Consider the following 21,535-nt stretch of genomic DNA (forward strand, 5'->3'; position numbering starts at 1 on the left):
GCGGGTCAGCGACCCCAGGCCGAAGCCGGGGCTTCGATGACGTCGTAGGGCCGCGAACTCCAGTGCGTGCCGTACCCGTAGTGGCTCGAGGCCCAGGCCGACGCCCAGATCGCCTGCGCGGTGGCGTCGGCCGAATCGCCTCGCGCGAGCGCGGCGTCGACCTCGGGATAGCGACCCGACTGCAGGTTCTCGGCGGCGTAGTAGGCCGCTTCGACGAGGCTCGGGTAGCTGCCGAGGCCGGAGCCGCCGCCCGACCCCTGTCCGTTGTTCAGCGGGTTGTTGCGGTTCCACCAGTTGTCGGCGCCGTTCTCCTGACGCATCCAGCGCATCATGAAGGTGACGTTCTCCTCGGTCAACGGCCAACCGCCCTCGATGAGCACGAGCTTGGCCCAGTCGACGTTCGTGCCGCCGGCGACGAGCGTCTGGGTGCCGGTGGTCGCGACGTAGGAATCGTGCGAGACGGTCGGCGCCGCGACATCCGCTGCGACCGTGAGATCCTGCGCCTCGCCGCGGTGCTGGCCGCTCGCGGCGGCGAAGGAGGCGAGGCCGGCGGGTTGCGGCAGCGGCGCGAGGGCGAGGCCCGCGAGCAGGCCGAGCACCGAGAGCACGGCGGCGGCGGCGAGCGATCGGCGGGGCGAGCTCGCCCGCGGCGACGCCTGGCGGCGGGGACGCGTCACGGGCGTCGCGACCTCATGTCGCGCCGCCCGTCGTCCCCCGGCTCGTGCGTCCTGCATGCGGACCCGAGGGTAGCAAACCCCGCCGAGAGCCGCACTCAGCGAATTCGGCCGTGATCAGGAGCACCGGCCCGGACGTCAGCGGATGCCGACGGTGGCGGCGACGGGATTCGCCGCGAGGCGGCGTGCGAGCCGGCGCCGACGGAACCACTTGTCGCCCTCGACGACGACCAGCAGCACCATCGTGAGGCCGATGCAGCCGAGCCACTGCCAGCCCGTGAGCGAGACGGTGCCGAGCGCACGCTGCAGGAAGCCGATCTCGGTCGACGCGACGATGAGCAGCACCGGCCAGACGAGGATCTTGGCGACCGCCGCGATGGGCGCCAGCAGACCCGACTCGGGCGTGCGGCGCATGAGCAGGGCGCTCAGCACGGTGGCGAGTCCGAGCACGACGTAGGCCATCGTCATCGACGCGGTCGGTTCGACCGGGCTCGGTTCGTCGGGCCCCCAGAGGAGCGGCACGAGCGCGATCAGGAAGATGACGGCGCCGTAGACGAGCCACTCGACGAGTGAGACCCGGTTGACGACGCCGATCTTCGGATCCCGTGGCGGGTGGTTCATGATGCCGGGCGGGTTCGCGTCGGCGGCGATCGCGAAGACCGCGAACAGTGCCACGAAGAAGTTGATGAACAGCACCTGCGCCGGGAACAGCGCCACGCCCTCGGCGATCGAGAACGCGCTCGCCGCCAGGAACAGCATGATGAGGCTGAGCAGCTGCGTCATCTGGAATCGCAGGTACGCCGTGATCTTGGAGTAGACGATGCGGCCGATCTCGACGGCATGCACGAGGGTCGCGAAGTTGTCGTCGGTGAGCACGAGTTTCGCGGCCTGCTTCGTCACCTCCGATCCCGAGCCCATCGCGACGCCGATGTTCGCCTGCTTGATGGCCGCGGCATCGTTCACGGCGTCGCCCGTCATGGCGACGATGGCGCCGTCGGCCTGCAGGAGGCCGACGAGTCGCAGCTTGTCGTCGGGCGTGACCCGGCCGAATACGTGCAGGTCCGGCAGCCGCCGGCTGAGCTCCTCGTCGCTCATCTGCTTGAGGTCGGCTCCGCTGACGGCCCCGGTGCCGAGCCCGAGCTCTGCGCCGATCGCGCCCGCGGTGACGGCGTGGTCGCCCGTGATCATGCGCACGTCGATGCCGGCGTTGTGGGCGACCGCGACGGCGTCCTTCGCCTCCGTGCGCAGCGGGTCGACGATGCCGACGATGCCGATCAGCGACAGTTCAGCGACCCACGACATCGGGTCGGCCGCGATGCGGCCCTCGTCGGCGTCGTCGACGAACCGAGCGGCGATCGCGAGGGTGCGCAGGCCGGTCGCCGACATCCGCTCGAGCTCCGCTGTGGCGGCGTCGGATGCCACGGGCACGACCTCCCGCGTCTCGCTGAGCATCGTCGTGCAACGTCCGAGCACCACGTCGGGCGCGCCCTTCACGATGAGCACGAGTCGCTGCTCTCCGCGGTAGGGGATGCGCTGCAGCGTCGCCATGAACTTGTAGTCGGAGTCGAACGGCACTTCGGCGAGGCGGGGGTAGTCCTTGCGCGCCTGGTCGGCATCGATGCCGAGCCTGGCGGCGAGCACCACGAGCGCCGCCTCGGTGGGGTCGCCGACCACGTCGCCGTCGGGCGAGACCGTCGCGTCGTTCGGCAGGCCGATCGCGAGCCCGAGGGTCGGCGCGTCGATCGGCTCGTCGGAGGTGCCCAGCACCGTGCCCTCGAACGAGTAGCCCTCACCGGTGACCCGGTAGGTGTTGCCGCCGAACCAGGCGGTGCGCACGGTCATCATGTTCAGGGTCAGGGTGCCGGTCTTGTCGGAGCAGATCGCGCTCGTCGCGCCGAGCGTCTCGACGTCGTTCAGGGAGGTGACGATCGCACGTTCCTTCGCCAGCTTCGACGCGCCCCAGGCGAGCAGGCTCTGCACGAAGACCGGCAGGCCCGTCGGTATCGCCGAGATCGCGACGGCCGTGGCGAGGAAGAGCAGCTCATCGAGGCTCTGTCCGCGCGCGAAGCCGATCAGCACGATGACGAGCACGGCGCTCCACGCGATGATGCCGAGCACCTTCGTGAGGCCGTCGAGCTCGAGCTGGAGGGGGGACTTCTTGTCGCCCACCTGCGAGAGCAGCGATGCGATGCGGCCCATCTGGGTGCGCATGCCGGTCTCGACGACGACGATGCGCGCCGTGCCCCGGGTGATCGACGTGTTCTGGAACACCATCGAGGTGCGGTCGGCGAGGGCGGTCCCTGCGGTGTTCTCGGCCGGTCCCTTCGGGATCGGCAGCGACTCGCCGGTGAGCGACGACTCCTGGGTCTCGAGGTTCGCCGATCGGAGGATCCGGCCGTCGGCGGGAGCGAGATCACCGGATTCCAGCTCGACGATGTCGCCCGGCACGAGCCCGGTCGCATCGATCTGGAGCAGCACCCCGTCGCGGATCACCCGCGCCTTCGGCGTCTGCAGCTTCGCGAGCGCGTCGACGCTGCGGCGGGCCTTCACCTCCTGCTGGGTGCCCGTGATCACGTTGAACAGCACCAGGACCGCCACGATGATGGCGGTCGTGACCTGCCCGATGAGGAGCGACACGATCGTCACCGCGATGAGCATGAGCGTCATGAGCTCGAGCACCTGGCTGAGCGCGATGCGCCAGACGCTCGGCGGCGGCGCACTCTGCAGGGCGTTGGGCCCGGCCTCGGCGAGGCGCCGTTCGGCCTCGGCGGCGGTCAGCCCGCGAGCGGCCTCGGTCTTCACCTGAACGACCACGTCGGCGGGGGCGAGCGCCCACCATTCGACGGCGTGCTCGTCCGGACTGATGTGCTGAGCTTCGATGGTCATGGAGAACCCCCAGAAGTCGTGCCGACATTCGACAGGCTAGTGGGGCGGATGTCTCCAGCGGGAGAGGCATCCGAGATCAGTTCGACGCGCCGTACCCTTGGGGGATGTCCTTCGACTTCGACGCCCTGCGGCGCCATCCCGATGTCGAGGGCTCGGGGCTCGAGGCATCGGATGCCGCGGACCGCCTGATCCTCGACGAGGCCGCGGCGCTCATCGGCGAGGCGGGGCCGGGGGAGATCGTCGTCATCGACGACTCCTACGGGGCGCTCGCGCTCGCCGCGGCGGACGCCGGCGGCCGCGGTATCCGGGTGCACCAGGACCTCGTGACGGGGGAGCGGGCGCTCGCCCAGAACGCGGGCAGGCTCGGCTCCGACGGCAAGGTGCGCTCGCTCACGCTCGGGCCCGACCTCGTCTCGGGCGCGCGGCTCGTGCTCATGCGCCTGCCGCGATCGCTCGACCGGCTCGACGAGGTGTCGCAGCTCATCGCCGCGCACGCCGGCCCTGAGGTCGTGGTCGTCGCCGGCGGCAGGATCAAGCACATGTCGCTCGCGATGAACGACATGCTCGGGCAGAGCTTCGGGCGGCTCGACGTGAGCCGCGCCCGGCAGAAGTCTCGAGTGCTCTTCGCGCGCGAGCCCGTCGTGCGGCCGTCGTCCGACGGGCCGCGCTGGCCGCGGAGCGCCCGGCACGACGACCTCGGGCTCACGGTCGTCGCCCACGGCGGCGTCTTCGCCGGCACCGGGATCGACATCGGCACCCGGTTCCTGCTCGCGCAACTGGGCGACGCGGTTCCGGATGCCGCGACCGCCGTCGATCTCGCGTGCGGCACGGGCGTCGTGGCGTCGTGGCTCGCTCGGGCGCGTCCGGCGCTGCGGGTCACGGCGACCGATCGATCGGCGTCTGCCGCGGCATCCGCTCGGCTCACCGCCGAGGCCAACGGGGTCTCGGATCGGGTGCACGTCACCCGCGCCGACGGCCTCGAAGCGCTCGTCGACGCGAGCGAGCGACTCATCGTGCTGAATCCGCCGTTCCACAGCGACGCGGCGATCTCGACCGGCATCGCCGCCCACCTCTTCGCCGACGCGGCGCGCGCGCTGGCACCCGGTGGCGAGTTGTGGTGCGTGTGGAACTCCCACCTGGGGTATCGCCCGCTCCTCGAACGCGTCGTCGGGCGCACCCGGCAGATCGCCCGGAATCCGAAGTTCACGGTGACGGCCTCGCGGCGGGCGGGATGACCGGAGAGGTGCCGGTCGTGACCGGCCCATCGCAGCGTGGCGACCGGGAGGACGCGCGGCAGCTCACCGCGGTCGAGCTGGCCCTCGACCGCGGTGCGCATCGCCTGCTCGCAGGAGCGTCGGAGCGCGGCATCCGTGCCGGGTTCATCGAATTCCTCGTGTTCGGCGCCAAGCAGGCCTGGGCCTGCATCTTCGGCGCGGCACTGCTCGCCGCGATCGTCGCCGCGAGGCTCTGGTACCCCGACGACGCGGCGCTCGCGCGCAACGACGCGCTCACGATCGCCGCCGTCGTGATCCAGGTCGTGATGGTCGCGACGCGACTCGAGTCGGGGCGCGAACTCTGGGTCATCGTGCTCTTCCACCTCACGGGCACGGTCATGGAGATCTTCAAGACCGACGTCGGCTCGTGGTCGTACGACGGCGACGGCGTGCTGCGCATCGCAGGGGTGCCGCTCTTCACCGGCTTCATGTACGCGGCCGTCGGCTCGTACATGGTGCGCGTCTACCGGCTCTTCGACCTCGGATTCACGCGGTACCCCCGGCGATGGCTCACCGTGGTCGTGGCCGTCGCCATCTACGCGAACTTCTTCACCCACCACTTCATCGTCGACCTGCGCTGGGTGCTGGTCGCGGCGGTCGTCGTGGTGTGGTGGCCGACCGTGATGCACTTCCGCGTCTGGCGGCGCACCCCGCGCATGCCCGTGCTCGTGAGCTTCGTGCTCGTCGCCCTCTTCATCTGGTTCGCCGAGAACATCGCCACGTGGGCCGGCGCCTGGCTCTACCCCGACCAGCTCGACGGCTGGCACCTCGTGTCGCCGTCGAAACTCGTGTCGTGGTTCCTGCTGATGATCATCTCGGTCGTGCTCGTCACCCTCGTGTATCCGCCACGAAGTTCTTCGGACAACTCTGCCGCGTCGTCATAGTGACGCCCTATGGCGTTCATCCGATCTTTCGTACAACGCCACGCCCTCCGGTTCAGATAATGTCCGACGCGTGCGCTGTGTTCGCGCGCGTCAACGTCGACGCCGAGGAGGCCCCTGTGACCGAAACATCCGACAATCAGACGACGAAATCGAGGCATCGCCAGCTCACGAGCCGACGTGGATTCCTCGGTGGAGCCGCCGTCGGAGCCGCTGCGGCACTCATCACGCAGGGCGGCCCGGCGGCCGCTGCCGATGAGAACCCCGTGCGCGTCGCCGTGCTCGAGTTCCGCGACCAGTGGACGAGCGCGACGGGTCTCACCCAGCTGTTCACGAAGGCCGGATGCACCGTGGTGCCGTTCGATCCCGCGAAGCCCGCCACCGAACAGGGCGTCGACCTCATCGCCTTCGGCAGCTTCACGAACAACGAGCCGACCTATGGGGCGTACATCACCGCCCAGGCCGCCTCGATCCAGGCGTTCGTCGCCGCAGGCGGCGTGCTGCTCGACATGGCGCAGTCCGACCAGTTCAACCCGACGGTCGGGTACCTGCCGGCGCCGCTCATGGCGAGCCGCAACGACTCCGACTACGACACGATCTTCCCCGTGGCGACCGATCACCCGCTCGTCGCCCACCTGCGCGTCGTCGACGGCAAGGTCTTCACCGGGCGCTCGACCCAGATCCGCGTCAGTTGGGAGTCGCTGCTCGACTGGCGGCAGATGCGGGTGCTGCTGAGCTGCCAGGCGGCCGGGCGCCCGCCCGCGATGCTCGAGGCCGCGCACGGCGCCGGCCGTTTCGTCATCACGAGCCTCACGATCGACAAGTGCTACAACGCCGCCGGCGCGGCCGTGCAGCCGGCGGGGGCGATCGCCGACAGCGAGATGTTCTTCACGGCGCTGACGGCCTACGTGCAGAGCGTCCGCGCGGGTACCGCACCGGCCGTGCCGCCGACCCTGCAGGCCTTCGCCGGCCCGCTCGTCGGCGACACCGGCACCGAGCACGCCCGCATCCTGATCCGGCCGGGCAGCGACCTGCACGACCGCACGACGTGGGTGTGCACCTACTCGAGCGAGGGTGAGGACCCGCAGTCGGTCGAGGCCGACCTCTCACCGTCCAACGACTCGACCGTGCTGTTCGACCTCGCCGGGCTGACCGCCGGCACGGCCTACACGTACTCGATCGCCCCCGCCGACGGGCCGATCCCCGGCCTGGACGTGGGCGGCTCGTTCTCGACGTCGACGCCGCACGACGAGCCGACCAAGCTCGTCATGGGCATGGGGTCGTGCGTCTGGACCGAGGCGAACCACATCTGGGACCGCATCATCGCCGAGGGCTGCAACGGCTTCGTCATGCTCGGCGACACCCCCTACATCGACAGCACGAACCTCGACGTCGCCCGCACCAAGCAGCGCGCCTTCCTCGAGCAGCCGCAGCTCACCGCGGTCACGAGCTCGATGCCGACCTGGGCCACGTGGGACGACCACGACTTCGGCGGCAACGGCGTGCTCGGCGACATGGCCGGCAAGCGTAACAACCGCACGGCCCTCGTCGACTACCGCGCACACGCGACCTTCGGCCACACCGCCGACGGCGAGCCGCTCACCGAGCGCACCGTCGACGGCGAGGGCATCTACACCTCGTTCCGGCGCGGCCCGATCGAGGTGTTCCTGATCGACCCGCGCTGGTTCAGCCGCACGGGCCCGAGCTGGGCGGACCCCGACCAGCAGACGTGCATCGGCGGCGTGCAGTGGGAGTGGCTGCAGGAGAAGCTGCTCGCGAGCACGGCGCCGTTCAAGGCGCTCGCGACCGGCATGATCTGGGACGACAAGCAGAACGCCGAGGCCGACGACTGGGGCACCTTCCCCCACGAGCGCGACGCGATCTTCGACTTCGTCGCCGAGCACCGCATCTCGGGCGTCTTCCTGATCGGCGGCGACATCCACGTGTCGCGAGCGCTGAACTACGGCCGCCGGGTCGGGTACGACCTCTGGCAGTTCATCGTGAGCCCGATGCACAGCTCCGTGATCCCGAGCCTCAACGTGCCGCACCCCTCGCTCGTGCACAGCGCGGTCGAGCCGCACGTGTTCCTGCGGCTCGAGGCCGACACCACCGTGGAGCCGGCGACGCTGAAGGCCACCTGGATCAACCGCGACGGCGTGCGGATCTTCGAGGTCGCGACCGACACCGACCAACTCTCGCCGCAAGACGCGTGGGTCGCGTTCGAGGGCGCGACCGAACTCGTGGCGGGAGAGGAGGGAGTCGTGACGACCTCGTTCACCAACAACTCGACCGAAGTGCTGACCGACATCTCGATGGCGCTGACGGTGCCGGAGGGATGGACCGCAGTCGCGTCGACCGACGCCGCGTTCGAGTCGCTGGCCGCCGGCGAGAAGGGCACCACCAGCTGGACCGTGACACCAGCGGCCGGCGCCCCCCCGCAGGCGTACCCGTTCACCGTCACCGGCGCGTTCACCTCTGCCGACGGCGCGGGCGAGGTCTCGTTCGACACCACCGTCGCCCTCCTGCCCGAGGGCACGCTCCCGCAGTCGCGACTGTCGATCGCGGGCGTCAGCAGCGACGAGAAGCCGGCGGATGCCGCGGAGAAGGCCATCGACGGCAGCGCCGAGAGCTTCTGGCACACGCGGTGGTCGACCAATCCCGCGAGCTACCCGCACTGGATCGCGATCGGGCTGGGCGGCGAGCACACCGTCGACGGCATGACCTACCTGCCCCGGCAGGCGGGCACGAACGGCCGCATCAAGGACTACCAGGTCTTCCTCTCCCAGGACGGCGTCGCGTGGGGCGATCCGGTCGCGACCGGGTCCTTCACGATCGGTGCCGCCGCGACGCGCGTGAACTTCGCCGCCACCCCGGCGCGATTCATCAAGCTCGTCGGCATCAACGCCCAGAACGGCCTCCAGTTCGGCGGCGCGGCCGAGGTCTCGGTGCACGGTCGCCGCGTGGTGGCCCCGTCGCTCGCGGTGGACGCGGTCGCCGAGTCGCGGGTCCTCGGCGGGAAGGCCTACATCGCGGTCAAGGTGACGAACCGCGAGAGCGCGCCGGTGTCGGTCGAGCTCACGTCGGCGTTCGGCACGAAGTCGTTCGCCTCCGTGGCGCCGGGCAGGAGCGCCACGCACACCTTCTCGGTGCGCGCGGCGAGCGTCGCGGCGGGCACGGTCGCGGCACGCGTGACGGGCACGGCGAACGGTGCGCCGGTGACCGTGGTGCTCTCGGCGCCGTACACCGCGGCGCCCTGATCCAGGCGCCCCGATCCAGGCGCGCTGACGACCGCGCCGGAAGAGCGGCGCCGTGCCCTGACCGGCGAGTCGGCCGGACGGAGCCCCCGCGGGGTTCCGTCCGGCCAGTCGTCATGTCAGGCTTGGGAGATGACACTGACCCTCGAGCAGCTCGACACCGACGAGGCGCTTCGCGCCGCGGTGGAGCTGCCGTGGCGCACGGTCGTGTGGGACGACCCGGTGAACCTCATGACGTACGTGAGCTACGTCTTCCGCAGCTACTTCGGCCTCCCGCGTGCCGAGGCCGAGCGGCTCATGCTGCTCGTGCACACCGAGGGCCGCGCCATCGTCGCCACCGGCAACCGTGAAGCCATGGAGCGTCATGCGCAGGCCATGCACGGCTATGGCCTGCAGGCCACCGTCGAGCGGGCCGAGCCGTGATCGTCGCGGGACTGGGCGGCGGCGAGGGCGTTCGCATCGTGCTCGAGACCGAAGAGGCGATGCTGCTCTCCGAGCTCGCCGACCAGGTCGACTCGGTGCTGCTCCTCGGCGAGGCCGACGACCCCGCGCTCGGCCGCCTGCTGCCGAACGCATACCCCGACGACCACGACGCCGCTCACGACTACACCAGGTACACCCGCGACAGCCTCGTCGACGGCAAGCGCCAGGCAGCCCAGCGCGTGCGCGACGCCACCGCCGTCGAGGAGCACGGCGGAGTCGTGCAGATCGAGCTCGACCAGTCGGAGGCGTGGGGCTGGCTCACCTTCCTCACCGACCTGCGGCTGATCCTCGCCGAGCGGGTCGGCATCGTCGACGAAGACGAGGCCGACGCCGACGAGACGCGCGACGACTACCTCAGGGCGGCCTACGAATGGGCCGGGTTCGTGCAGGGCTCGATGCTCGAGGTGCTCGACCCCATCAAGGGCTGAGCCCGCCGGGCGGGTCGTCAAGGGCTGAGCGCGCAGGGCGGGTCGTTCGCGGGCGACCGGCCCGATCGCTGGCATGCTGATGCCGAATCACCACGCCGCCGGCGAGGCCGGGACCGCGCGCGGTGCACATCTCGAGGAGCGCCAGTGAGCCGCAACACCACCACCTTCGACGCCCCGCCTGCATCGCCGATCGCGATCGCTCCGTCGTCGATCCGCCGTGTGCTGCGGCATCCGGCGGCCACGGCCGAGTCGCTCGAATCGATCGCCCTCCTCATCGGAGCCGCGGTGTTCGTCATCGGCGGACTCGTCGCCTGGTTCATGTTCCTGGGCCGGAACCTGCCGATCGCCGGCCAGGGCTCGCTCGGCGAGTTCGTCGGCTTCGGCTCGGCGATCGCCACGCTCATCGCCTTCCTGCTCGGCCGTCTCGCGCTGCGCACGCGCAGCGCGGCCGGCTTCGCCGACTCCGTGCTGCCGGGTCTCGACGCCCCGGGCGCGCGCATCCACTGGTTCGATCTCACCGCCATCGCACTGGCCCATGCCTTCATTGCGCTGCTCGGCTGGATCGGGCTCGCCGACCTGCTCGAGCAGAGCTTCCAGGGCGCGGTCGTCTTCACGATCCCCGGGGCCGTGCTCGCAGGCGTCGGCATGGCCGTCACGGCCTATGCCGTGTTCCTCTCGGCTGCGCACCTGACGCCGATGCTGCTCTCGTTCGTGCTCGCCCTCTTCCTCGTGGTGGGCGCACTCGCGAGCATGCTGAGCTCGAGCGATCCGCTCTGGTGGCAGAAGAACCTGAGCGCGCTCGGCATGACGAACGACATCTCGGCGCTCGCCTTCAACCTGACCCTCATCATCGCCGGCGTGATCGTCACGACGATCGCGCGGTACGCGACGGCCGCGGTGCCGACCACGACGCGCGCCGAGCTGCGGGGCCGCACGATCGTGCGCGTCGGCATGATCCTCCTCGGGATCTTCCTCGCGTGCGTCGGCATCTTCCCGGTGGATCAGTTCTTCCTGGTGCACAACACGGTGGCGACGGGCATGACGATCGCCTTCGCCGTGCTCGTCATCGGGTTGCGATGGTTCATCCCGTCGATGCCGAAGGTGTTCATCCTGCTCGGCTACGTCTACGTCGGCGTGATCGTGATGCTCGCGATCTTCTTCGCGACGGGGTACTACAACCTCACCGCGGTCGAGCTCGTCGCGGCGGTGCTGATCTTCAGCTGGATCATCGTCTTCCTCCGCAACACCGGGGCCATGCACGGACCTTCCGCCTCGGATGCCGCGGCGACGCCGATCCCGGAGGCGCAGACGTCGGCAGCCTGACCGGCGACCGTCGGCCGTTCATCGGCCGGCACCCGGGTACGCGAAGAGGGTCGGATGCCGAAGCATCCGACCCTCTCAGTACCCGGGTACGCGAAGAGGGTCGGATGCCGAAGCATCCGACCCTCTCAGCTGCAGGTCTGGAATCAGACGGTCTGCGTGGGGTGCGCGAGCGCCTTGGCCTTCAGGAGCTCGAACTCCTGCTGGGTGATGCTGCCGGAGTCGAGCAGGCCCTTGGCCTTCGCGATCTCATCGGAGGGGCTGGCGGAGCCGGCGGTCTGACGGATGTACGCGTCGGTCGCGGCCTGAGCCTGCTTGTACTCCTTCTGCGAGCGCTCGGCCATGCCGTTGCCGCGGGCGATCAGGTAGACCAGCGCGGTGAGGAACGGCACGAAGATCAGGAAGATGATCCACACCGCCTTCCACCAGCCGTTGAGCTTCTGGTCGCGGAACAGGTCGCCGATGATCGCGAAGAGGGCGAAGAGGTAGGCGATGAACGCGAATGCCCAGAGGAACCACCAGATCAGGTCCCAGAAACTTTCCCAAAAACTCATGTGCGTGTGCAGCCTTTCACTGTGAATGAACGCCCCCCATAGAGCGCTGCTGAGGTGAACCTACCGCGTGGCGCGCTCGCACGTCCATATGCCGCGCGGGCAGTGGCTGGGCGGAAGTGACGGCGTGCATCCCACCGCGCGAGCCTCCCGGCGGTAGCCTCGGCACCGGGAGGGCACGTGGCTGACCGGGTGGCATCGCTCGACATCGACGGATGGGGCCTCGGCCTCGCGCTGCTCTCTCACCCCTGACCCTCGCAGACAGGATCTGACCGTGAGCCTCGCCATCCCGCCACGTGACCCCGAGGTCACCCCCAAGCGACTGCTGCTCCTCGCGATCCCGGCCCTCGCGATCGGCGTCCTCTCCGCGCTCGTGCTCTGGGCGCTCAACAGCGTCGCGGCGGTGCTCGATTCCGCGCTGTGGGACGGCATTCCCGGTGCACTCGGCGTCGATCCGTCGGGCTGGTGGATCGTGGTCGTGCTCACGCTCACCGGTCTCGCGGTCGGCCTCGTGCTGCAGTTCATGCCCGGGCACGGCGGCTCCGACTCGGCGACGACCGAGCTCGTCGAGCCTCCGCAACCGTTGGGGAACCTGCCGAGCCTCATCATCGTCACGGTGCTCGCCCTCGCGGGCGGCGTGAGCCTCGGTCCCGAGAACCCCATCATTGCCGTGAACTCGGCCATCATGGTCGCGATGGTCGCGCGGCTGATGCCCTCCGTGCCCATGCAGCTCGTCGTGCTGCTCGCCGCGTCCGGCACGATCGGCGCCCTGTTCGGCACCCCCGTGGCGGCAGCCCTCGTCTTCACCGGCATCGTCGCCGCGCTGAAGTCCGGGGGTGCTCTGTGGGATCGGCTCTTCCTCCCGCTCGCCGCGGCCGGGGCCGGCTCGTTCACGATGCGCCTGCTCGGCCAGCCGGCGTTCGCGTTCGACATCCCCGTCTACGGGGCTCCGCAGGCGCTCGATCTGCTCACCGGCACGGTCGTCGCGGTCGGCGCGGTCGTCGTCGGACTCGCGATGCTCGCCGCATTCCCGATCGTCTACCGTGCGATGCACTCGCTGCGGTACCCCGTGCTGGTCGCGACGGCCGGCGGGTTGCTCCTCGGACTCCTCGGCCTGCTCGGCGGACCCATCACGATGTTCAAGGGCCTCGATCAGGTCGGCGAGCTGCTGCAGGACCCCGACAAGTACGACGCGGGCCAGCTCGCCGCGATGGCGGGGATCAAGGTCGTCGCGTTGCTCATCGCGGCCAGCTCGATGTTCCGCGGCGGTCGCGTCTTCCCGGCGACGTTCATCGGCGTCGCGCTCGGCATGCTCGGGCATGCGCTGATCCCGTCGCTTCCCCTCGGCCTGGCCGTCGGTTGCGCGGTCGTCGGCGTGCTGCTCGTCGTGACCCGCGACGGGTGGATCTCGATCTTCGTCGCCGTCGCGATCGCCGGGGACATCACGATCCTCCCGATGCTGTGCGTGATCGTGCTGCCGGCCTGGCTCCTCGTGTCGGGGGTCCCCGAGTTCCGGATCGCGGCGCCGAAGAAGGACCCGGCCTCCGCGTCGGCACCCTCGGCGCCGGCCGGCGCCGACTGATGGCACCGCCTGCGGCGTGAGACGAGGGGTGCGGCGAGGCATCCGCTCGCTAGTGTCGATCTGAGCAGACGGAGGGGGTACCGGTGCAGAAGCCGTTGGTGGGACTCAGCAGGAAGAACGTCGCGCGCGAACTGACCGCGGGCGTCACCCTGCTCGCGATCGCGATCCCGCTGAACATCGGGTATGCGCAGATCGCCGGCCTGCCGCCGACCGCGGGCCTCTACGCGCTCATCGTGCCGACGGTCGTCTATGCGCTCGTCGTCTCGTCGCGGCAGCTGGTCGTGTCGCCGGATGCCGCGGCCGCGGCCCTCGTCGCCTCATCCCTCGGCGGACTCGCGGCGGCCGGCAGCGCCGACTACGCGACGCTCGCGCTCGCGCAGGCGATCATCTGCGGCATCCTCTTCGTGCTCATGTCGGTCTTCAAGCTCGGCTTCATCGCGAACTTCCTGTCGAAGCCGATCCTCGTGGGCTTCGTCGGCGGCCTCGCCTTCGACATCCTCATCAGCCAGATCGCGAAGATGCTCGGCGTGAAGATCGACTCGGGCGGGGAGTTCGTCGACAAGGTCGTCGAGCTCGTGACCGGTCTCGGCACGACGAACCCGTGGTCGCTCACCATTGCGGCGCTCTCGGTCGCCGTGCTGATCCTCGGCCAGCGGTTCCTCCGGCTCGTGCCGTGGGCGCTCGTCGTGCTGATCGTCGCGACGGTCGTCGTCGTGATCGCCGATCTCGACGACGCCGGGGTCGACGTGCTCGGCGCGGTGCCGGCCGGACCCCCCGCGTTCACGTGGCCCGTCATCGACTGGACGATGTGGCTCATGCTCGTGCCGTCGGCCCTCGCGCTGACGATGGTGACGACGGCCGAGGGACTGCTCGTCTCGCGGTCGTACGGCGAGAAGAACAACTACCCGACCAGGCCGAACCGCGACCTCTTCGCCTTCGGCCTCGGCAACATCGCCGCCGGCGCGAGCGGCAGCTTCGCCATGGGCTCCTCGACGTCGCGCACCGCGGCGATGGACCAGGCCGGCTCCCGCACGCAGTTGCCCTCACTCGTGCTCGCGGTCGGCACGCTCCTGCTCCTGGTCTTCGGCACGGCCCTGCTCGCCGACATCCCGTCGCCCGCGATCGGGGCGATCGTCGGCGTCGCGATCCTGCCGCTGCTCGGCATCAAGGACTTCCGCATGCTCTGGCGGCTCGACCGCTTCGAGTTCGCGATCGCCGCCGTCTGCTTCCTCGTGACGCTGTTCGTCGGCTCGATCGCGGGCATCGTCGTAGCCTTCGTGCTCGCGCTCATCAACCTCGCCAAGCGCGCGGCGAACCCGCCGATCGACGTGCTCGCGGCGGGCGACTCGCCCACCCAGTCGCTCCTCGGCGAGGCGCCCGTCGGCACCATGACGGCGCCCGGGGTGATCGTCATCCGGCTCGCGGCCCCGCTCTTCTTCGCGAACGGGTCGGTGTTCGACGACGCGGTGAAGAAGGCCGTCAAGGCGGTGCCCGAGGGAACCGTGCGACACGTCGTCATCGACATGGAGGCCGTCACCGACGTCGACGTGACCGGCGCCGAGAGCTTCACGGCGCTCGTTGCGTGGCTCGATGCCCGCGGCATCGAACTCGGGTTCAGCCGCGTGCGCTCCGATGCCCGCGACCGGTTGACCGACCTCGGCCTGCTCGGCGAACGCCGGATCTTCGACACCAACCGCGCCGCGATCGCGGCGCTCGCGAGCACACCGCAACAGGGTTAGACGACGACGGCGGCCACGCCGCCAGACAGGAGTTCACACATGGGCGAGGTCATCGGCGGCATCCTGCCGCTCGCACTCGGCATCGCGATCAGCCCGATCCCGATCATCGCGGCGATCCTCATGCTGCTCTCGCCGAAGGCGAAGGGCACGAGCGTCGGCTTCATGATCGGCTGGGTGCTCGGCATCGTCGTCGCGGTCGTCGTGTTCACGCTGCTCGCCTCGATCATCCCCGAGCAGGATCCGGATGCGGCCAAGCCGATCTCCGGCGTGATCAAGCTGCTCCTCGGCGCGGGACTGCTGTTCCTCGCCCTGAAGCAGTGGCGCGGTCGCCCGAAGGCGGGCGAGGCCGCCGCCCTGCCGAAGTGGATGTCCGCGATCGACTCGATGACCACGATGCGCGGCGCGGTGCTCGGGTTCCTGCTCTCGGCCGTCAACCCGAAGAACCTGCTCATGGCGGCCGGCGCGGGCGTGCTGATCGGCACGGCCGGCCTGAGCGGCGGCGAGATCACGCTCGTGATCGTGATCTTCGTCATCATCGCCGCATGCTCGGTCGCGGTGCCGGTGATCGCCTACCTCCTCGCCTCCGAGAAGATGGCCGGGCCGCTCGAGTCGCTCCGCGGCTGGCTCGTGCAGAACAACGCGACCGTGATGGCGGTGCTCCTCCTCGTGATCGGCGTCGTGCTGATCGGCAAGGGCATCGGAAGCTTCTGATGACGGATGTCTCGGGCGGCGCCCTTCGACCGGCTCGGGGAACAGGGGGCGGCGGGCTCGCCCACGGCACCAGGGTGCTCATCACGATCGCCGCCGCGTGCGTCGTCTTCGCCGGGGTGTGGTTCGCCCGCGACATCCTCGCCCCCGCCGCGGTGGCCGCGGTCGTCGTGATCATCGCGCATCCGGTGCGCCACCCGCTCGAGCGTCGCGGCTGGCCGAGCTGGCTCGCGACGACGGCGGTGATCGTGGTCGCGTACCTGATCCTCGGGATCCTCGCCACGCTGCTCGTCGTGGCCTCCGCGCAGTTCATCGGCATGCTGCCCGACTACGCCGACGAACTGACCGCGACCGTGCAGGGCGTCTACGACTGGCTCACGTCGCTCGGAATGACGAGCGAGGCGGCCGAGTCGGCGGCGGCCGCGATCGACCCGAAGACGCTCCTCTCCTTCGCCGCCGGCGTCGCCGACGCCGTGCTCGGCGCCGCGACCGCGTTCTTCTTCGTGCTGGCCTACGTCATCTTCATGGCGGCGGATGCCTCGAGCCTCAGCCGCGGCGGCCGGGTGTTCGGCACCGCAGCCGCCGACACGATCGGTGCCCGCTACTTCTCGGGCGTGCGCCGTTACTACGTCGTGAACGCGAGCTTCGGACTCGTGGTCGCCGTGCTCGACGGCCTGTTCCTCTGGTGGGTCGGCGTGCCGATCCCGATCGTCTGGGCGATCCTCGCCTTCGTCACGAACTTCATCCCGAACATCGGCTTCGTGATCGGACTCATCCCGCCGGCGATCCTCGCGCTCGTCGTGGGCGGATGGCCGCTCGCGCTCGCGGTCGTGGCCGCGTACTGCGTGATCAACGTCGTGCTGCAGGTGCTCGTGCAGCCGAAGTTCGTGAGCGACGCGGTGGGTCTCAGCCTCACGCTGACGTTCTTCTCGGTCGTGTTCTGGACGCTCGTGATCGGCCCCATCGGGGCGATCCTCTGCATCCCGCTGACGCTGCTCGTGCGGGCGCTCCTGCTCGAACCCGACGAGCGCTCGGGGCCGCTTCGGCGGCTCACGGGCGACCCGCACGCGACGCGAACCTGACGTTCCGCAGGGATTCATCGCGCCGCTCTGGCGCATGAGGCCCCCGCGCGCGTAGTCTGCAACCACGTGAGATAGGGGAGATCATGGCGGAGTTCGAATACGGCCCGGTGGAGCTGTATCTGGTGGGGTTCGAGGGCGACCGCCCTGACCCGGGCACCCTCGAGGCGATCGGCGAACTGGTCGAGGGCGGTGAGATCCGGTTGCTCGACTTCCTCGTGATCTCGCGCGAGCTCGACGGCTCGGTGCTGATCACCGAATTCGAAGAGGTGAGCGACGAGTACGGCTTCGGAACGGTCGAGCTCGAGGCGATCGGCCTCGTCGCAGAAGAAGACGCCCACGAGCTCGCCCAGGGCATTCCGCCGGGCACGTCGGGGGCGCTCCTCGCGATCGAGCTCGTGTGGGCCAAGCGCCTGGCATCCCGGTTCGCCCAGTCGGGCGGACTCGTACTGCAGACCGAACGCATTCCGGCGCCCGTCGTGAACGCCGCGCTCGCAGAAGCCGAAGGGGAGTAAGAACATGCCACTGAGAAGAATGGGACGCCCGGGCCTGATCGGCATGGCCGCTCGCACGGCCGTCGTCGCCGGAACCGCCACTGCCGTCAGCGGTAGCGTGCAGCGACACCAGCAGGAGAAGGCCCAGGGCCAGTACGAGCAGCAGCAGTACGAGGCGCAGCAGCAGCAGGCGCAGATCGACGCCGCCGCGCAGCAGGCCGTCTCGCAGCAGCAGGCGGCGATGGGCGTCGCCGCGCAGCAGGCGGTCGCCGCTCCGGCCGCACCCGCCGCCGGGGTCGACTTGGTCGGCGAGTTGCAGAAGCTCGCGGCTCTCCAGCAGCAGGGCATCCTCTCGCCCGAGGAGTTCGCGGCTGCCAAGGCGAAGCTCCTCGGCTGAGGCGTGAGTCGCCGTAGTCGATCGACGCAGCGGGCGGAAGCCCTGTCGTCGATTCCTTCGACGTACCTAGGGTGAGGGCATGGCTGTCACGCTGAGGGGTCTGTCCACCGCAGTGCCGGCGACGGTGCTCGTGCAAGACGAGGTGCGCGACGTGTTCGCGGCCCAGCCCGGCCTCGGCCGGCTGGGCCAGCGCATCGTCGCCACCTCGTTCAACGTCTCGGGCATCGAGCGCCGGCACTCGGTGCTCGACGAGCTGCGATGGGACGCGCACCCCGAAGATCCCGTGTTCTTCGACAACGAGTCGGGCGAGCTGCTCCTGCCCGGCACGAAGGTGCGCAACGAGCTGTACGCCGAGCATGCCACGCGGCTCTACGTCGAGGCGGGGCGTGCGGCGATCGAGGCCACGCCGGGCATCGAGGCATCCGATGTCACGCATGTCATCACGGTCTCGTGCACGGGCTTCTACGCGCCCGGCCCCGACTTCATGATCGCCCGCGACCTGGGCCTGAACCCCGGGGTCGAGCGCTACCACCTGGGCTTCATGGGCTGCTACGCGTCGATCCCGGCGCTGCGCATCGCCACGCAACTGGCGAAGGCGGATGCCTCGGCGGTCGTGCTCGTCGTCTCGGTCGAGCTCTGCACGCTGCACCTGCGATCGTCGAACGACCCCGACACGATCGTGGCGTCGTCGCTCTTCGCCGACGGCGCCGGTTCGGGCATCGTGACCGCGCGGCCGACCGAGCCGGGCGAGAAGGCGTTCGACCTCGACCGCTTCGCCACTCGCATCACGCCGGTCGGCGAGGGCGACATGGCGTGGAAGATCGGCGACCACGGCTTCGAGATGGTGCTCTCGAACGCCATCCCGGCGATCATCGACGATCACATCACCGGCGCGCTCGAGCCGCTCTTCGAGCACGACGACGCGCTCGCGGCGGCGCTCGCGGGCGACGGGTCGAGCGAGGCGATCGAGCACTGGGCGATCCATCCGGGGGGCCGCAGCATCCTCGACAAGGTCGAGACGCGGCTCGGGCTCACCGAGGCGCAGCTCGTGCCCGCGCGCGACACCCTGCGCGACTACGGCAACATGTCGAGCGCGACGGTGCTGTTCGTGCTGCGCAACATCCTGCACTCGGATGCCGCCGCCGACGGCGACCGCGTCGCAGCGATGGCGTTCGGGCCGGGCCTGACGGTCGAGTCGGCGCTCCTGACCGTTCGGGTGTGATGGTCGTGCTGCTCGGCGGGCCGGCATGAGGTCGCTGCGAGCGCGCGACGCCGAGGCGCAGGAGCTCATGGACGGGCCCGATGCCGACCCCGTGATGCTCGCGAAGACCTACGAACGGTTCCGGCTCGTGAACGCCGTCGTCTCGGGGGAGCGCGCCGTCTACCTGCAGTGGATCCGCCCGCGGCTCTCACCGGTCTGGGGCACCCGCCTGCTCGACGTCGGAGCCGGCAGCGCGGACCTGCCGCGGCGGCTGCTGCGATGGGCCGACGCCGACGGGTTGCGCCTCGAGATCACGGCGATCGACCCCGACGCCCGCGCGATGGCGTGGGCATCGGCTCGGCCGCCGACGCCGGGACTGACGCTCCGCCGCGCGATGAGCGGCGACCTGGTCGACGAGGGCGAGCACTTCGACCTCGTGGTCTCCAACCACGTGCTGCACCACCTCGACGGGCGCGAGTTCGGCGCGCTGCTGCGCGACAGCGAACTGCTGCTCGGCCCCGGCGGCCTGGCCGTGCACGGCGACATCGAGCGCACGCGGCTCGGCTACGCGGGATTCTGGCTCGGCACGCTGCCGTTCGCGGGCAACCTGCTCGCCGGCTCCTACATCCGCCCCGACGGGCTCACCTCGATCCGGCGCAGCCACACGGCGGGCGAACTCGCGCCCGTGATGCCCGAGGGATGGGCCGTGCGGCGGGCGTTCCCGTCGCGGCTCGAGGTGGTCTGGGGAGCGGATGCCTGAGGCATCCGCCGGCTCGGTGCGCGTCGGCAAGCACGACGTCATGCACGACGTCGTCATCGTCGGCGGCGGGCCGGTCGGACTACTGCTCGCATGCCTGCTCGCGCAGCGCGGCCGCGACGTCGCGGTGCTCGAGCGCCGCACCGAGCGGTCGGGGCGATCGCGCGCGATCGGCATCCATCCGCCGGGGCTGCGCGCACTCGGCCGGGTCGGGCTCGAGGCCGAGGTGCGGGCTTCCGGCGTCGAGATCCGCGAAGGGCGTGTGACGTGCCGCGGCCGCGTGCTCGGCTCGATGTCGTTCGTCCGGGCGGGCTCCGTGTGGTCGCTGCCGCAGCTCGAGACCGAGGCGATGCTCGAGCGACGGCTCGCCGAGCTCGCCTCCGAGGCCCTCATGCACGGTGTCGAGGTGCAGGGGCTCCGCGATCTCGGCACGCACGTCGAGGTCTCGGGCGACCACGGCGGCGAGACCGTCACGCTGCTCGCCCGCTACGTCGTCGGGGCCGACGGCGTGCGCAGCGGCATCCGCGAGCTCGCCGGCCTCGGCTGGGCGGCCAAGCCCGGTCGCGCGCACTACGTGATGGGCGACACGCGCGACGACACCGGGGAGCCGTCGACGGCGCTGCTCCACTTCGAGCCCGCAGGGGTCGTCGAGTCGTTCCCGCTCCCGGGCGGGAGACGCCGCTGGGTCGCATGGGTGCGCAGGCCGCTGCCGGAGGTCGGGCCGATGCAGCTCGCCACGATCGTCGCCGCGCGCGTCGACGGCCGGTTCGATCCCGAGGCCGCGGGGGAGCCGAGCGTCTTCGAGGCGCGGCAGCACCTGGCCGAGCGGATGCATCGGGGCCGCGTCGCCCTCGCCGGCGATGCCGCTCACGAGATCAGCCCGATCGGCGGGCAGGGTATGAACCTCGGATGGCTCGACGCACTGCTTCTCGATCGAGAGATCGAGCACGCGATCGAGACGGGCGCACCCTACGAGGCGTTCGAGCGCTACGAGCGCACGCGGCGGGCGTCGGCGGCGCGGGCCATCCGTCAGGCCGCGTTCAACATGCGCATGGGGGCTCCGGCCGCGGGAGCGCGGCTACGGGTTCGTAACGCCGCCGTGCGCGCCCTCGCGATCCCGCCGTTCCGGGCGGTGCTCGCCCGGGCGTTCACCATGCGCTGGCTGTAGAAGAGAAGATGTGGAGTGACCCCGCCGCGGTGATCAGGTCGTGGGTCGGGGCCTCGCTCACAACGGCGCGGGTGCCGCACGTTTGCGAGCGACCGCGGCGACGGCCTTCGCGTGTTTTCTGGGGTCACGGGTGCGACACGCCCGGGATGCACGCAGGGTTTGCGCACTGCTCGGGTTTCCTCGTAAAGTAATCCTTCGTTGCCCCACAGGAGCGCAGAGCGGGATTGCTGAGATGCGTCTGGTTCTGATCCTCAAGTTGGCACGATGATCCCAAGCTTGTNCGTAAAGTAATCCTTCGTTGCCCCACAGGAGCGCAGAGCGGGATTGCTGAGATGCGTCTGGTTCTGATCCTCAAGTTGGCACGATGATCCCAAGCTTGTGAAGGTTTTTTCTTCCGGGTTTGAAGCGTTCGGATGCGTCCCTGGTGGATGGCCGGATGAGAACGATGAGCTCCGGTGGTTCGGCCCTGTTGTGGGTTGGTTGTCGGGTGCGTCCGTTCCTTGAGAACTCAACAGCGTGCACTATGTTCAATGCCAATTTTATTGAACCCCAGCTTGTCCCTTTTTGGGGTGGGTATGGATTCCTTTGATTGATGGACAATTTGATTTTGAGTAGTCAGTTGTTTCTCTGTCAGTGATTGAAACTCTCAATGCCCTTTC

At 70.0% G+C, this 21,535-nt stretch carries 18 protein-coding genes; 15 read left to right on the forward strand and 3 right to left on the reverse strand.

Annotated elements, in window-relative coordinates; all coding sequences use genetic code 11:
* Nucleotides 1-5: 5 nt before the first annotated feature.
* Both ASD23_RS05695 and ASD23_RS05700 read right to left on the reverse strand, forming a co-directional pair.
* The gene (locus tag ASD23_RS05695) at nt 6-734 is read right to left on the reverse strand and encodes a hypothetical protein (RefSeq protein ID WP_235507633.1); all 729 of its coding nucleotides are present in this window, start codon (nt 732-734) and stop codon (nt 6-8) included.
* 78 nt (nt 735-812) lie between these two features.
* Nucleotides 813-3,560, reverse strand: a complete 2,748-nt coding sequence (locus ASD23_RS05700) for a cation-translocating P-type ATPase (RefSeq protein ID WP_056007390.1) — start codon at nt 3,558-3,560, stop codon at nt 813-815.
* Between the two features lie 104 nt (nt 3,561-3,664).
* Between ASD23_RS05700 and ASD23_RS05705 the strand changes: the two genes are divergently transcribed.
* From ASD23_RS05705 to ASD23_RS05730, 6 genes are all read left to right on the forward strand, one after another.
* Entirely contained in the window at nt 3,665-4,795 is a 1,131-nt protein-coding gene (locus ASD23_RS05705; RefSeq protein WP_056007394.1) for a class I SAM-dependent methyltransferase, read from the forward strand.
* A 17-nt stretch (nt 4,796-4,812) separates the two neighbouring features.
* Complete coding sequence (locus tag ASD23_RS05710) at nt 4,813-5,718, forward strand: DUF817 domain-containing protein (RefSeq protein ID WP_056007971.1); 906 nt, start codon at nt 4,813-4,815, stop codon at nt 5,716-5,718.
* 116 nt (nt 5,719-5,834) lie between these two features.
* Entirely contained in the window at nt 5,835-8,972 is a 3,138-nt protein-coding gene (locus tag ASD23_RS05715; protein ID WP_235507634.1) for an alkaline phosphatase D family protein, read from the forward strand.
* A gap of 129 nt (nt 8,973-9,101) precedes the next feature.
* On the forward strand, nt 9,102-9,392 hold the full coding sequence (clpS, locus tag ASD23_RS05720) for an ATP-dependent Clp protease adapter ClpS (RefSeq protein ID WP_056007397.1): 291 nt from the start codon (nt 9,102-9,104) through the stop codon (nt 9,390-9,392).
* Nucleotides 9,389-9,880, forward strand: a complete 492-nt coding sequence (locus tag ASD23_RS05725; RefSeq protein ID WP_056007400.1) for a DUF2017 family protein — start codon at nt 9,389-9,391, stop codon at nt 9,878-9,880. The genes clpS and ASD23_RS05725 overlap by 4 nt, the downstream gene beginning before the upstream one ends.
* 144 nt (nt 9,881-10,024) lie before the next feature.
* The gene (locus ASD23_RS05730) at nt 10,025-11,203 is read left to right on the forward strand and encodes a DUF998 domain-containing protein (RefSeq protein WP_235507635.1); all 1,179 of its coding nucleotides are present in this window, start codon (nt 10,025-10,027) and stop codon (nt 11,201-11,203) included.
* A 143-nt stretch (nt 11,204-11,346) separates the two neighbouring features.
* Here ASD23_RS05730 and ASD23_RS05735 read toward each other — a convergent pair whose 3' ends face one another.
* Nucleotides 11,347-11,754: an SHOCT domain-containing protein gene (locus tag ASD23_RS05735; RefSeq protein ID WP_056007404.1), complete on the reverse strand. Its 408-nt coding sequence runs from the start codon at nt 11,752-11,754 to the stop codon at nt 11,347-11,349.
* Between the two features lie 271 nt (nt 11,755-12,025).
* On the opposite strand from ASD23_RS05735, the gene ASD23_RS05740 reads away from it, so the two are divergent.
* From ASD23_RS05740 to ASD23_RS05780, 9 genes are all read left to right on the forward strand, one after another.
* The gene (locus ASD23_RS05740; RefSeq protein ID WP_056007407.1) at nt 12,026-13,333 is read left to right on the forward strand and encodes an ion channel protein; all 1,308 of its coding nucleotides are present in this window, start codon (nt 12,026-12,028) and stop codon (nt 13,331-13,333) included.
* Nucleotides 13,334-13,416: 83 nt separating this feature from the next.
* Entirely contained in the window at nt 13,417-15,072 is a 1,656-nt protein-coding gene (locus tag ASD23_RS05745; RefSeq protein WP_056007410.1) for a SulP family inorganic anion transporter, read from the forward strand.
* Nucleotides 15,073-15,111: 39 nt separating this feature from the next.
* Complete coding sequence (locus tag ASD23_RS05750; RefSeq protein ID WP_056007414.1) at nt 15,112-15,783, forward strand: GAP family protein; 672 nt, start codon at nt 15,112-15,114, stop codon at nt 15,781-15,783.
* Nucleotides 15,783-16,862: an AI-2E family transporter gene (locus ASD23_RS05755; RefSeq protein ID WP_056007419.1), complete on the forward strand. Its 1,080-nt coding sequence runs from the start codon at nt 15,783-15,785 to the stop codon at nt 16,860-16,862. Before ASD23_RS05750 ends, ASD23_RS05755 begins: the two co-directional genes overlap by 1 nt.
* An 83-nt stretch (nt 16,863-16,945) precedes the next feature.
* A complete protein-coding gene (locus ASD23_RS05760) occupies nt 16,946-17,374 on the forward strand; it encodes a DUF6325 family protein (RefSeq protein ID WP_056007422.1) in 429 nt (142 codons plus the stop codon).
* Between the two features lie 4 nt (nt 17,375-17,378).
* Nucleotides 17,379-17,750 (forward strand): SHOCT domain-containing protein, encoded by a 372-nt coding sequence (locus tag ASD23_RS05765; RefSeq protein WP_235507636.1) that lies wholly within the window; start codon nt 17,379-17,381, stop codon nt 17,748-17,750.
* A 79-nt stretch (nt 17,751-17,829) separates the two neighbouring features.
* Nucleotides 17,830-18,972, forward strand: a complete 1,143-nt coding sequence (locus tag ASD23_RS05770; protein WP_056007428.1) for a type III polyketide synthase — start codon at nt 17,830-17,832, stop codon at nt 18,970-18,972.
* Between the two features lie 25 nt (nt 18,973-18,997).
* Nucleotides 18,998-19,711, forward strand: a complete 714-nt coding sequence (locus ASD23_RS05775) for a methyltransferase (RefSeq protein ID WP_056007431.1) — start codon at nt 18,998-19,000, stop codon at nt 19,709-19,711.
* Nucleotides 19,704-20,876: an FAD-dependent oxidoreductase gene (locus ASD23_RS05780; RefSeq protein WP_056007434.1), complete on the forward strand. Its 1,173-nt coding sequence runs from the start codon at nt 19,704-19,706 to the stop codon at nt 20,874-20,876. Before ASD23_RS05775 ends, ASD23_RS05780 begins: the two co-directional genes overlap by 8 nt.
* The last annotated feature ends 659 nt before the right edge of the window (nt 20,877-21,535 follow it).

It is taken from the genome of Agromyces sp. Root1464 (assembly GCF_001427265.1).
Classification (GTDB): Bacteria; Actinomycetota; Actinomycetes; order Actinomycetales; family Microbacteriaceae; genus Agromyces; species Agromyces fucosus.